This is a genomic window from Phaeobacter sp. S60 (assembly GCF_000826845.1).
In the GTDB taxonomy this organism is placed as follows: Bacteria; Pseudomonadota; Alphaproteobacteria; order Rhodobacterales; family Rhodobacteraceae; genus Phaeobacter; species Phaeobacter piscinae.
In genome coordinates this window covers 397,251-409,597 of the sequence record NZ_JSWJ01000004.1, presented here as the reverse complement: position 1 = coordinate 409,597, position 12,347 = coordinate 397,251, and the positions used below count along the sequence as shown (strand labels likewise).

General features: G+C 61.6%; 10 protein-coding genes. 7 read left to right on the top strand and 3 right to left on the bottom strand.

Features of this window, described 5'->3' with window-relative positions:
* Positions 1 to 386: 386 nt before the first annotated feature.
* The 3 genes from OO25_RS06905 to OO25_RS06895 all read left to right on the top strand — a co-directional run bounded on the left by OO25_RS06905 (position 387) and on the right by OO25_RS06895 (position 4,224).
* Positions 387 to 1,961: a Hint domain-containing protein gene (locus OO25_RS06905; RefSeq protein WP_040179113.1), complete on the top strand. Its 1,575-nt coding sequence runs from the start codon at positions 387 to 389 to the stop codon at positions 1,959 to 1,961.
* Positions 1,962 to 2,061: 100 nt separating this feature from the next.
* On the top strand, positions 2,062 to 3,093 hold the full coding sequence (locus tag OO25_RS06900) for a Hint domain-containing protein (protein WP_242406993.1): 1,032 nt from the start codon (positions 2,062 to 2,064) through the stop codon (positions 3,091 to 3,093).
* Positions 3,094 to 3,168: 75 nt separating this feature from the next.
* Positions 3,169 to 4,224 carry a transporter substrate-binding domain-containing protein gene (locus OO25_RS06895; protein WP_040179111.1) on the top strand — a complete coding sequence of 352 codons (1,056 nt, stop codon included), beginning with the start codon at positions 3,169 to 3,171 and terminating at the stop codon, positions 4,222 to 4,224.
* Between the two features lie 80 nt (positions 4,225 to 4,304).
* Here the strand turns inward: OO25_RS06895 and OO25_RS06890 are convergent, their stop codons facing one another.
* The 3 genes from OO25_RS06890 to OO25_RS06880 all read right to left on the bottom strand — a co-directional run bounded on the left by OO25_RS06890 (position 4,305) and on the right by OO25_RS06880 (position 6,890).
* Positions 4,305 to 4,652: a hypothetical protein gene (locus OO25_RS06890; RefSeq protein ID WP_040174930.1), complete on the bottom strand. Its 348-nt coding sequence runs from the start codon at positions 4,650 to 4,652 to the stop codon at positions 4,305 to 4,307.
* Between the two features lie 72 nt (positions 4,653 to 4,724).
* Positions 4,725 to 5,426, bottom strand: a complete 702-nt coding sequence (locus OO25_RS06885; RefSeq protein WP_040179109.1) for a GntR family transcriptional regulator — start codon at positions 5,424 to 5,426, stop codon at positions 4,725 to 4,727.
* Between the two features lie 96 nt (positions 5,427 to 5,522).
* On the bottom strand, positions 5,523 to 6,890 hold the full coding sequence (locus OO25_RS06880) for a formimidoylglutamate deiminase (protein ID WP_040179108.1): 1,368 nt from the start codon (positions 6,888 to 6,890) through the stop codon (positions 5,523 to 5,525).
* A gap of 75 nt (positions 6,891 to 6,965) precedes the next feature.
* Here OO25_RS06880 and hutI point away from each other — a divergent pair, with 75 nt between their 5' ends.
* From hutI to hutU, 4 genes are read left to right on the top strand one after another with little or no spacing between them, the layout of a single operon-like run.
* Positions 6,966 to 8,180: an imidazolonepropionase gene (hutI, locus tag OO25_RS06875; RefSeq protein ID WP_040179106.1), complete on the top strand. Its 1,215-nt coding sequence runs from the start codon at positions 6,966 to 6,968 to the stop codon at positions 8,178 to 8,180.
* Positions 8,177 to 9,709: a histidine ammonia-lyase gene (gene hutH, locus OO25_RS06870; protein ID WP_242406992.1), complete on the top strand. Its 1,533-nt coding sequence runs from the start codon at positions 8,177 to 8,179 to the stop codon at positions 9,707 to 9,709. The genes hutI and hutH overlap by 4 nt, the downstream gene beginning before the upstream one ends.
* Positions 9,706 to 10,491: an N-formylglutamate deformylase gene (hutG, locus tag OO25_RS06865; protein WP_040179103.1), complete on the top strand. Its 786-nt coding sequence runs from the start codon at positions 9,706 to 9,708 to the stop codon at positions 10,489 to 10,491. Before hutH ends, hutG begins: the two co-directional genes overlap by 4 nt.
* Positions 10,488 to 12,167 carry a urocanate hydratase gene (gene hutU, locus OO25_RS06860; RefSeq protein WP_040179102.1) on the top strand — a complete coding sequence of 560 codons (1,680 nt, stop codon included), beginning with the start codon at positions 10,488 to 10,490 and terminating at the stop codon, positions 12,165 to 12,167. The genes hutG and hutU overlap by 4 nt, the downstream gene beginning before the upstream one ends.
* Positions 12,168 to 12,347: the final 180 nt, after the last annotated feature.

The following is a 12,347-nucleotide window of genomic DNA, read 5'->3' as shown; positions in this document are numbered from 1 at the left end:
ACCACTGGCTACCCCGGTTTGGGCCATGGTGCAAATCTCCACGACCTACGAGGGTCGATCCCACATGCCCGCTCCACCGCTCGAAAACCCGAGAGCCTCGGCAACCAGTTTGTGGCGCAAATGCCGCGCAGACCTGCGTTATTCCGCCGTGCCGTCCAAGCGGGCCGGACAAACCGACGGTGGAAATGTTAATGAAATCTTAATTACGACTCGAGGCAGAGCATCAGATGCTGTGGAACCACCGTAACAGCGGGGCCACAGGGCAGACAGGGCAGAGCGTTATCTCATTCTCCCTATAGGAGAGCGAGACGCAACTGGCAGCCGCCGTAGCGGTGCCACGATCCTGGACCATGCGGTGCCTCATCGTGCAGAGATGGGACAGAGCAATGGTTGCAGCATCCGAGCTGACATATAATATCAACGCGACTGCGGAACAGATGGCCGAGACCATCTTTGGCGACAGCGTGCAGGTGGTAAACGCCAGCTACACCGGCGACACCCGCGCCTCGGCGATTTATTCCGACGGTGACACAATCGCACCCGGCGCGACGCCCTCCGATACCGGCATCATCCTCTCCACAGGCCAAGCCAGCGCCTATACCAACTCAACCGGTGAGGCCAATCAGTCCAACAATCAGTCGACTGCCAGCAATGGTCCGAACGGAGATCCGGCCTTCAACGCGGCAGCGGGCACACGGACATTCGACGCCTCCTATCTGGATGTGACGTTTGTGCCCGATGGCTCCGTCATGACAATGCAGTTTGTCTTTGCCTCTGAGGAGTACCCTGAGTACCAAGACTCGGTGTTTCAGGATTTCGTCGGCGTTTGGGTCAATGGCCAGATGGTGAACTTGGAGATCGGCAATGGCGACGCTGATCCGGGCAATGTGAACTCCGGCAATAACTCCAACATCTACCTCGACAACGCCAACGACGATTACAACACCGAAATGGACGGTCTGACCGTCACCATGACGCTGACCATGCAGGTCGATCCCGGTGTGGAAAACACCATACGGATCGGTATCGCCGATGTGTCGGACGGCAGCTACGACAGTAACCTGCTGATCGCCGCCGACTCGGCGCAGACCGAAGTGATCGCGGAAACAGATACTGTCCGCGTTGACGCCAATGGATCGCGGGTGGTCAATGTACTGGCCAATGATACCAACAACTCTGCAACGGCACTGACCATCACACATATCAACGGCACCGCAGTGGTTGCCGGAGATGTGATCACGCTGGGCACCGGCCAGCAGGTCCAGCTCAATGCAAATGGCACCTTGACCCTAATCGGTGATGGCGATGTGGAAGACTTCGCCTTCACCTATACGGCCAGCAATGGCACCAACAGTGATGTCGGCTATGTGGAGGCAACAAGCATTCCCTGTTTTGTGGCCGGCAGCCGTTTGCTGACAGACCGGGGACTGGTCCCTGTCGAAACCCTGCAACCCGGTGATTTGGTCATGACCCGCGACGATGGGTTGCAACCCCTGCGCTGGATCGGCTCGCGGCAGGTACAGGCGCGAGGGCGTTTTGCACCGATCCAGATCAGGGCTGGTGCGCTCGGCGATCATGGTGACCTCTGGGTGTCGCCGCAGCACCGCGTGCTGCTGAGCAACGGGATGGCCGAAATGCTGTTTGGCGCGCATGAAGTCCTGGTCGCGGCCAAAGATTTGGTCAACGACCGGTCGATCACACGTAAGCCCGGTGGCGAGGTCACCTATGTCCATGTGCTGTTCGATGATCATCAGCTGGTCATCAGTGAAGGTTTGGTGACCGAGAGCTTCCTACCCGGACCGCAAATCAATCGGCAGTTCGACCTTGGTGTCCTAGAGGAATTGCAAGCGCTCTTCCCGGACCTCGACCCCCGCACCGGCGAGGGCTATGGCCCGGCAGCCCGCCCCAGTCTGCGCAGCTACGAGGCGCGTTTGCTTTCAGCCACGCTTGGTGAGCGCTGATCTGATGAGTTGGGTGGCGGCACATAGCCTCGACCGGAAGGGGGGCGCACTGGCGATGCGGCAGAACATCTGCAGTCCTGCCCGCCCCGACGACGCCCTGATGACAAGGGGCAGCCTCTGTCTGGATTTATCTCTGAATGAGTCGCGCCCAAGCGGTGATCTGCTTCTGCTGGAGCGAACAATAAAGGATCCAGAGGACTGGCCCCTCCTGCTGCGTGTGAAGCGAAATCTGGGCCGTGGCATCACGCTGACCCTTTGCCAACCGGGCTGCCAACTAGAGCACCGGATCATTGCCGGCACCGCTCCGAGCACCGAAAGCGATGCAGCGCGGCTGATCTATTCCTGGGACAGCCTGTTGCGCTGGGGGCGGTTGGCGCTGATGACCGGTTCGGGCGGAAACATCGCGACCGTGGAGATTTCATCGCCTCCACCATTGCGGGTACGGGACGCAAAAACACTGCTGTCGCTGCTGCCAGCCACGGCGGAGGTCTGCGGGCTGCGGGCCGTTTCGCTGAACTCCGACATCGTGCCATTAACGCCGCTTGCCGGGCTGATACCAGAGACAAAGATTGCCACCCCCGATGGAGAGACATCGCTGGGACAGCTGCGGCGCGGAGATCTGGTGCTGACACCCGAGGGCGATGCCGTGCCTGTTCTGCATCGCATCGACCGCCGCGTCCCAGCCACCGGTCACGATGCCCCCATGCGTCTGAGGGCGCCATTCTTTGGGCTGACTGAGGATCTTTTGCTGGCGCCACAGCAGCGGTTGGTGATTTCCGGCACGGATGTGGATTACCTCTTTGGTCGCCCGGATGTTCGCCTGACAGCGGAGATGCTTCAGGGAACTGCGGTGGCCGCACCAACGACGGTTGCGCTGCACAGCAGACCTGACGGTCCTTGCCCATTGATTGAACTGACCCAACTGATACTGCCACGTCATCAGCGCTTCATCGCAGCGGGCACGGCCGTCGAAAGCCTGTATTTGGGTCGCCTGCGAAGAAAGCGCAGCGCCTGTGAGGCCAGCGCGCTGTCCCATCTGGATCGCAATACACTCCCCGAACATGCCATGGATCCAGCCCCATTATTGCGCAGCTTTGATGCCGCAGTTTTGGCAGAACGGCGCATCGCCTGACTGCGACACTTGCCTGAGGCTTTGGGACATTCTAAGGACAAAACGAATGATGTCTCATGGGGTTCTATCGTTCCGTTGCGCCGCTTCTTTGCTCCTTTTGTCCTGATCTACCTGTTGTGGGGGCTGGCGGCGACTGCCGAGACCCTGACCGTCAGCACCGTAACGCGGCCTCCATTTTCGATGATGGAAGGGGACCGTGAGACCGGGTTTTCCATTGATCTGGTGCGCAGCCTGACTGACCGGTTGGGGTGGGATTATCAGCTGATCCGCGCCGATACCTTTGGCGAGATGCTGGAAATGGTGCGCACGGGTGAGGTGGATATGGCGGCGGCCAATATCTCCATCACCGCAGCGCGCGAAACCGATATGGATTTCAGCCACCCCATCTTTGAGAGTGGTCTGCGGATCATGGTGGCGGCGGCTGATGTGCGTTCACCCTCGCTGATCCGGGTGCTGTTCTCCGCCGATCTGATGATTGCTATCGCGATTGCGGTCGTCTTGCTGATGGGGGGTGGCATGCTGATGTGGGGGCTGGAACGGCGCGCACAGCCCTATTTCGACCGCCCCCTGAAAGAGGCCTGGTTCCCGTCGTTCTGGTGGGCATTGAACCTTGTCGTCAACGGCGGGTTTGAGGAGCGGGTCCCGCGCACGCCGATCGGGCGGATCTTTGGCGTGATTCTTGTCGTGTCCTCATTGTTCGTGGTGTCCCTCTTCGTTGCCAAGATCACCGCCGTTATGACGGTTGAGGCGATCAGCGGGTCTATCAACTCTGTCAATGACCTCTATGACAAAGACGTCGGCACCCTCGCTGAGTCCACAGCCGCCCGCTTCCTCGAGCGGCGCGATATCAGCTATCGCGGGTTCTCGGATCTGGCCTCACTGCTGAGCGATTTTGAAAGCGGCAATACACGGGTTGTGGTGTTCGATGCCCCCGTGCTGGATCACTATATGGAAGACAACGGCCGTCTGCATGGGCGCGCGGTTGGTCAGGTGTTCCTGCGCGAGGACTATGGCTTGTTGCTGCCGGACGGCTCACCACATCTGGAAGAGATCAACCGCGCCCTGCTGGCCCTGCGCGAAAACGGCGAATATGGTGACATCTACCGTAAGTGGTTTGGCAAGGCGCCCTGACCACACGTGACCAGGGCGGCCTGCATCCAAGCCTGCCCCAGGACCGTACTATGTCAGAGATACCAGAGGCCCGCCCGCCATCAGTGCAGAGTTGCAGGCCCGTCCTCAAAGAACGGCGTCATCTGCGCGACAATCACCGAATTCTCGTCCAGCGCCCGCTGCATCAGCGCCCGCTCTTCATCCGAGATGTCTTGATCCTCGGCCTCACGGTCAGCCAAAGTCCCATAGCCGGTCACATCCAGCGGCGCTGTGTCAGCCTGCTTCAGGATAGCAACGGTTTCACGCACGGCCTCAGCCTCATCAACGCCGGAGGCGTAGATCATCAGGGCTGCACCAGTGGCCCCTTCGGGAAGGCCATCACCTTCCTTGCGCCCGATCTGCACCACAAGTGTGTAGACCTGCTGACGGGAGATTTTCTTTTTTTCCATGCGCTCGCCATATCCCTGTGACGGGGGTTTGGTCAATACAAGCCAAACTGCCGCGCGCAGCAACGCGCCCGGTCAGTAGCGGCTGCGCATCTGATAGCCCGGATGAAAACTCATCCTGACAAAAGTCACCGGCTGCGCCTGAAACCACGTCGTGCGCTCCATCTGAAACAATGGCGCAGCAATCGGACAAGCAAGGTATTCGGCAAGCGCCGCATCCGCTGCAATTGCCCCAAAGCTGAGTTCCGCCGTCGAAAACGGCACCTCGGCCAATAGCCATTCATTAGGCCCGACGGTACTGAAGTCAGCCGCAGTAACGCCGGGCACAGCGGCAATATTGATCCAGCGATCTTCGAACTGAAACGGGTGATTGTCACCGTAGTGCATCGCACGGATGTGCAGCACGGGGGTGTCAGCCGCCAGCTGAAGCTGCGATGATAGCCATCCCGGCGCCGGGACCTCCTCCCGGTGGACCAGCGCATAGCGGTAATTAGCATTGCGATCCTCGACCAACTGGCGGGTCAGGGTGATTTCGAGCTTGGCTTGTTTCACGGGTAACACTGCCACCCGTGTGCCGCTTTTGCGTTTGCGGTCAATGATGCCGCGATCTGCCAGTTCCCGCAGCGCGCGGTTTACCGTGGCGCGGGCGCAGCCAAATTCTTCTGCAAGCTCCTGCTCGGTCGGCAATAGATCACCCTGCCCCCAGACCCGGTCCTGAATGCGTTTCAGCACCTCATCACGGACGTCCTGAAAGCCGGTTTTTGTCCGCTCTGCCATGCCTCTACCCCTCTTGTGCCCTGCTCAACCGCTGCCACAGGCCATCCTGTGCCGCAACCCCATGTGTCCCAATCCCATGTGTTCCAGTCCCACCTGTCAAAGCGCTCTCAGAAGCGAAGCCACGGCAGAGGTATAGCGGGCGATGATCTGTGCACGGTTCGCATGGCGCCCGCCGGTCACAACATGGCGTCCCGCCGACCAGACATCGCGAACGACAGAATCATCAGCAGCAAAACACAGCCCATCCAGCAACTGATCCGGACGCAATGCGCAGAGCGCCACATCAGTTGTGTCAAAGGCCATCAGATCCGCCAATGCGCCAACCTCAAGACGACCGGCGTCACGACCCAGAGCCTGAGCCCCGCCGCTGGCTGCACCAAGATAGAGGGCCGCACCGACCGATCCCTCCCCTGGCACCATCACATTGCGGGCGAGATCGCGTAGCCGTTGCGAATATTCCAGCAACCGCAGTTCCTCGCTGAGGGAAATTCTGACATTCGAGTCCGACCCCACACCAAAGCGACCGCCACCGCTTTGGAACAACGCGCCATTAAATGGCCCGTCGCCCAGATTTGCCTCGGTGATCGGACAGAGCCCAGCCACCGCACCGCTGCGGGCCAGATCATGGGTTTCCTCCTCCGTCATATGGGTTGCGTGGATAAGACACCAATCCGTGTCGACCGCGCAGTTGTTCAGCAACCATTGCACTGGTCGCTCTCCCAGCCATCCGCTGATATCTGCGACCTCCTGCGGCTGTTCAGCGATGTGGATATGAACCGGGCTTCCCGCACGCAGTGTGAGCACCTCGGCCAGTTCCTCCGGCGCGGTCGCACGCAGTGAATGGGGCGCAATGCCGACCCGCGCATCCGGTGGCAAATGCTTACACGCAGCAGTGCGACAGTCGGACAGAAGATCTGCGTAGCGCGCCACATCATTGCCAAACCGCTGCTGTCCACCGCTCAAAGGGACCTGCCCCGCGCCACCGTAGGTATACAGCACCGGAAGATGGGTCAGCCCGATTCCGGTCAAATCCGCCGCCGCAAACACGCGATTGCTCAGCTCTCCCAGTGCCTCGTAGGGCTGACCTCCCGGCTGGTGATGCACATAGTGGAATTCCCCGACCGACGCATACCCCGCTTCCAGCATCTCCATGAAAACAAGCGCGGCAATCGCCTCGTACTGCTCAGGCGTCAGGTGGTCGACGAATTGATACATCAGCTTACGCCAGGACCAGAAGCTGTCCCGGCCTGATACGCGGGTTTCGGTCATTCCAGCCATCGCCCGCTGGAAACTGTGAGAATGCAGATTGGCCAATGCCGGCACCAATGCCCCGACCCGATGGTCCTGCGGCTGCACAGCCGCACCGGGCTCAAGCGTTGTGATCTTTCCCGCCTCAATCGTGAGGCGCAGATCGGTGACCCAGCCCTGAGGCATCCGCGCGTGATGTGCAAAAATTGTCTGCATCAGATCCTCTTATGTATAGACATAATAATATTAGATTCATACATTATGCCTATCAAGCGTTTTTGCGAGGATGCCATGGACAGCCCCCATTCCTATCTGATCTGTGATGCGACACTGGCAACGATGGCTGGCAGTGATCCTGCCTATGGCTTGATCCCTGGCGGCTTGATCGTTGTACAAGACGGCTGGATCCGTTGGTCGGGGCCTGAGGCGCAGCTGCCCAAGGACTACGCCGACTGGACGCGCGTCTTTATGGGAGGGCGTCTGGTCACACCCGGTCTGATCGATTGCCACACCCATATCATCTTTGGTGGCAACCGGGCGATGGAGTTTGAGATGCGCCTCAATGGTGCGTCCTACGAGGAGGTCGCCCGTGCTGGTGGTGGCATCGTCTCAACCGTGTCGGCCACCCGCGAGGCCTCGCTGGAGGATCTGGTGCAGGGCGCGCTGCCGCGTTTGGATGCGCTGATCGCCGAGGGCGTGACGGCGGTGGAGGTGAAATCCGGCTACGGGCTGGACCGCGAGACTGAGCTGAACATGCTGCGCGCCGCCCGTCGGCTGGGCGAGTTACGCCCGGTGACGGTGAAAACCACTTTCCTTGGCGCCCATGCCACACCTGCTGAGTACAAGACCCGTGACGGTGCCTATATTGATCAGGTCTGCATCCCCGCCTTGCGCGCTGCCCATGCCGAGGGGCTGGTCGATGCCGTCGATGGCTTCTGCGAAAACATTGCCTTTGCCCCCGCGCAGATCGAACGGGTGTTCAAGGTCGCGCAGGAGCTGGGCCTGCCAGTGAAACTGCACGCCGAACAGCTGAGCCACCAGGGCGGCACCTCGCTGGCAGCGCACTACGGCGCGTTGTCGGTCGATCATGTGGAATACGCAACCGAGGACGACGCCAAAGCGATGGCGGCCTCAGGCTCCGTTGCGGTGATCCTGCCCGGTGCGTTTTACACAATCCGCGAAACCCAAGCGCCCCCGATTGAGCATTTCCGTACCCACGGTGTGCCGATGGCGCTGGCAACCGACTGCAACCCCGGATCCTCGCCGCTGACCTCTTTGCTGCTGACAATGAACATGGGCTGCACCCTGTTCCGCATGACACCGGAGGAGGCGCTGGCGGGTGTCACTTGCAATGCCGCCCGCGCGCTGGGGCTGACGGACCGTGGACAGATCGCTGCCGGCATGCGGGCCGATCTGGCGGTCTGGGACGTGGAAACGCCTGGTGAGCTGGCCTACCGCATTGGCTTCAACCCGCTTTACACCCGTATCTATGAGGGCAAACAATGATCGAGATTATTCAGATGGTTCCGGGCACAGTCACCCTGTCCACGCTGGAAGATATCTACCGCAACCTGACCCCGGCCCGGCTGCACGACTCAGCTCGTGAACCCGTGGAAGCGGCGGCGCAAATGGTGGCGGATGCCGCTGCCGGACAAGAGGCGGTCTATGGCATCAACACCGGCTTCGGCAAGCTGGCCTCCACCAAGATTGCACCGGAGGACACCGCCACCCTGCAGCGCAACCTGATCCTGTCGCATTGCTGCGGGGTGGGGGAGCCGCTGCCGGAAGACAAGACCCGGCTGATGATGACGCTGAAGCTCCTGTCGATGGGGCGTGGTGCGTCGGGCGTGCGCTGGCTGGTAATCGAGCAGATCGAGAAGATGCTGGAACGCGGCGTGGTGCCGGTGATCCCGTCGCAGGGGTCTGTCGGCGCGTCAGGCGATCTGGCGCCGCTGGCGCATATGGCGGCGGCGATGATCGGAGCAGGTGAGGCCACTTATGACGGCACCCGTATGTCCAGCGCGGAAGCGCTGAAAAAGGCGGGGTTAGAGCCTATTGTTCTTGGCCCCAAAGAGGGGCTGGGGCTGATCAATGGCACGCAATTCTCGACCGCCTGCGCGCTGGCCGGGCTGTTTGACGCCTGGCGCATGGCCGAGGCCTCTATGACCATCGCATCGCTGACGACGGACGCCATCATGGGCTCCACCGCGCCGCTGATCGCCGATATCCACACCCTGCGCGGCCATGCCGGCCAGATCGATGTGGCGCAGCAGATGCGGGAGATCATGGACGGCTCCGAAATCCGCGAAAGCCACCGAGAGGGCGATACCCGGGTGCAGGATCCCTACTGCATCCGCTGCCAGCCGCAGGTGGTGGGCGCGGCGCTGGATGTGCTGCGGATGGCCGCAAAAACGCTGGAGATCGAGGCCAACGCCGTCACTGACAATCCGCTGGTGCTGGTGGGTGAAGGGCGCATCGTCTCGGGCGGCAACTTCCACGCCGAATATGTGGGTTTTGCCGCTGATCAGATTGCGCTTGCGGTGGCCGAAATCGGCGCCATCGCGCAGCGCCGGGTGGCCTTGATGGTGGACCCGACACTCAGCCACGACTTGCCGCCGTTCCTGACGCCAGATCCGGGGCTGAACTCCGGCTTCATGATCGCCGAGGTGACCACCGCCGCGCTGATGAGTGAAAACAAGCATTTGGCGAATCCTTGCGTGACCGACTCGACGCCCACCTCCGCCAATCAGGAGGACCATGTGTCGATGGCCGCCCACGGCGCGCTGCGTCTCAGCAAGATGAACGCGAACCTGTCGGTGATCCTGGGTGTTGAAATGCTCTGCGCCGCGCAAGGTGTGGAGGCGCGTGCGCCACTGCAAACCTCGGCCCGCCTGCAGGACGTCTTGGCGATGCTGCGCGGGGACATCCCGGCGCTGGCCGAGGACCGCTATCTGGCGCCCGACATTGAAACCGCCAGCGCCATGGTTCGTGCGGGCCGTGTGGCCGCCGCTGCGGGCGTGGAGGTCTCCGCATGATCGAAGTGATCCAAGGGGCCTCGCCGCTGGTGCTGGGGCTGCCCCACACCGGCACCGATGTGCCGCCGGATATTTGGGAGTGCCTGAACGAGACCGGACGGGCGCTGGCCGATACCGACTGGCATATCCACGACCTGTATTCAGGGCTGGCGGAGGAGGTCACAACCGTCCGCACGCCGATCCACCGCTATGTGATCGACGTGAACCGCGATCCCGCCGGTATCAGTCTCTATCCTGGGCAAAACACCACAACTTTGGTGCCGCTGACCGATTTCGACGGGCTGCCGATCTGGCAGGACGGCAAGGAGCCGGACGAGGCCGAAATCACCCGCCGCCGCGACGCCTATCACACGCCCTATCACGCGGCGCTGGAGGCGGAGATGCAGCGGGTGAAGGGCATCCACGGCTTTGCCATCCTCTATGACTGCCACTCGATCCGCGGCGACATTCCGTTCCTGTTCGAAGGCCGCCTGCCGGATTTCAACACCGGCACCAATCTGGGCACCACTTGCGCGCCCGGGATTGAAGCCATGACTGTGGCAAACTGCGAAGCGGCGGAGGGCTATACCTCGGTCCTTAACGGGCGTTTCAAGGGCGGCTGGACCACCCGTCACTACGGCCGCCCCGCGGAAGGCTACCACGCCATCCAGATGGAACTGGCGCAGGCGACCTACTGCGAAGAGGCGGCGCCCTGGACCTACTTGCCGGAGCGCGCGGATAGGCTGCGCGCCCATCTCACCAAAATTCTGACTGATCTCAAAAACTGGAGGCCCTCGGCATGAGCGATCCCCGCAAGAACACCCGCGACATCTTCCCGCCCACCGGCCCGGAAATCACGGCCAAGCATTGGGTCACCGAGGCGCCGATGCGGATGATGATGAACAACCTGCACCCGGACGTCGCCGAAAACCCGCATGAGCTGGTGGTCTACGGCGGCATCGGCCGCGCCGCGCGCACCTGGAAGGATTTCGACCTGATCGTCGAGACCCTGAAAAACCTTGAGGAAGACCAGACCCTGATGGTGCAGTCCGGCAAGCCAGTTGGCGTCTTTCAGACCCACAAGGACGCGCCCCGCGTGCTGATCGCCAACTCCAACCTGGTGCCGCATTGGGCCAATTGGGACCACTTCAACGAGCTCGATAAGAAGGGCCTGATGATGTACGGCCAGATGACGGCCGGCTCCTGGATCTATATCGGCACGCAGGGCATCGTGCAGGGCACCTATGAGACTTTTGCCGAGGCCGGCCGCCAGCATTTCGGCGGCGATCTGACCGGCAAATGGATCCTGACCGGCGGCCTTGGCGGCATGGGCGGCGCGCAGCCGCTGGCGGCGGTGTTTGCCGGCGCCAGCTGCCTGGCGGTGGAGTGCAATCCGGATTCGATCGACTTCCGCCTGCGCACCAAATACCTGGATGAAAAAGCCGAAACCCTGGACGAAGCGCTGGAGATGATCGAGCGCTGGACCGCGGCGGGCGAGGCGAAATCCGTGGGCCTTCTGGGCAATGCGGCGGATGTGTTTGCCGAGCTTGTGGAGCGTGCCAGGGCGGGTGGCGTGAAGCCTGATATCGTCACTGACCAGACCTCGGCGCATGATCCGGTCAACGGCTATCTGCCGCAGGGTTGGACCATGGCGCAATGGAAAGAGAAGCGCGAAACAGACCCTAAAGCGGTGGAAAAGGCCGCCCGCGCCAGTATGCGGGAGCAGGTCGCGGCGATGTGCGAGTTCCACGCGATGGGGATTCCGACCGTCGATTACGGCAACAACATCCGCCAGATGGCACTGGAGGAAGGGCTGGAGAACGCATTCGACTTCCCCGGCTTTGTGCCCGCCTATATCCGCCCGCTGTTCTGCCGTGGCATCGGCCCGTTCCGCTGGTGCGCCCTGTCAGGCGACCCGGAGGATATCCGCAAGACCGACGCCAAGATGAAGGAACTGTTCCCCGAGAACGAAGGCCTGCATCGCTGGCTGGACATGGCGCAAGAGCGTATCGCCTTCCAGGGCCTGCCCGCGCGGATTTGCTGGATCGGTCTCGGCGACCGTCACAAGGCCGGCCTCGCGTTTAACGAGATGGTCCGCAATGGCGAATTGTCCGCACCGGTTGTGATTGGCCGCGACCATCTGGATTCGGGTTCGGTGGCGTCGCCCAACCGCGAGACCGAGGCGATGATGGACGGCTCGGACGCGGTGTCCGACTGGCCGCTGCTGAATGCTTTGCTAAACACGGCATCGGGTGCCACCTGGGTGTCGCTGCACCATGGCGGCGGGGTTGGCATGGGCTTTTCGCAGCATTCCGGCGTGGTGATCTGCTGCGACGGCACCGAAGACGCCGACCGCCGCATCGGCCGGGTTCTGTGGAACGATCCGGCGACCGGAGTCATGCGCCATGCGGATGCGGGATACGATATCGCCAAGGACTGCGCACGAGAACACGGGCTGAACCTGCCCGGTATCCTCTGAGGTCAAGGGGGCTCTGCCCCTCGGCCTTACGGCCTCACCCCGGAGTACTTGGAGAAAGGTGACATGTAGCCCCCCTGTCATCTTTCCAGAAAATACTCTGGGGTCCGGGGCAAAGCCCCGGTCCTGACAATAGAAAACGCGCCCCGTTTTGCGGGGCGCATTCCGTTTGCCAGACTGTGC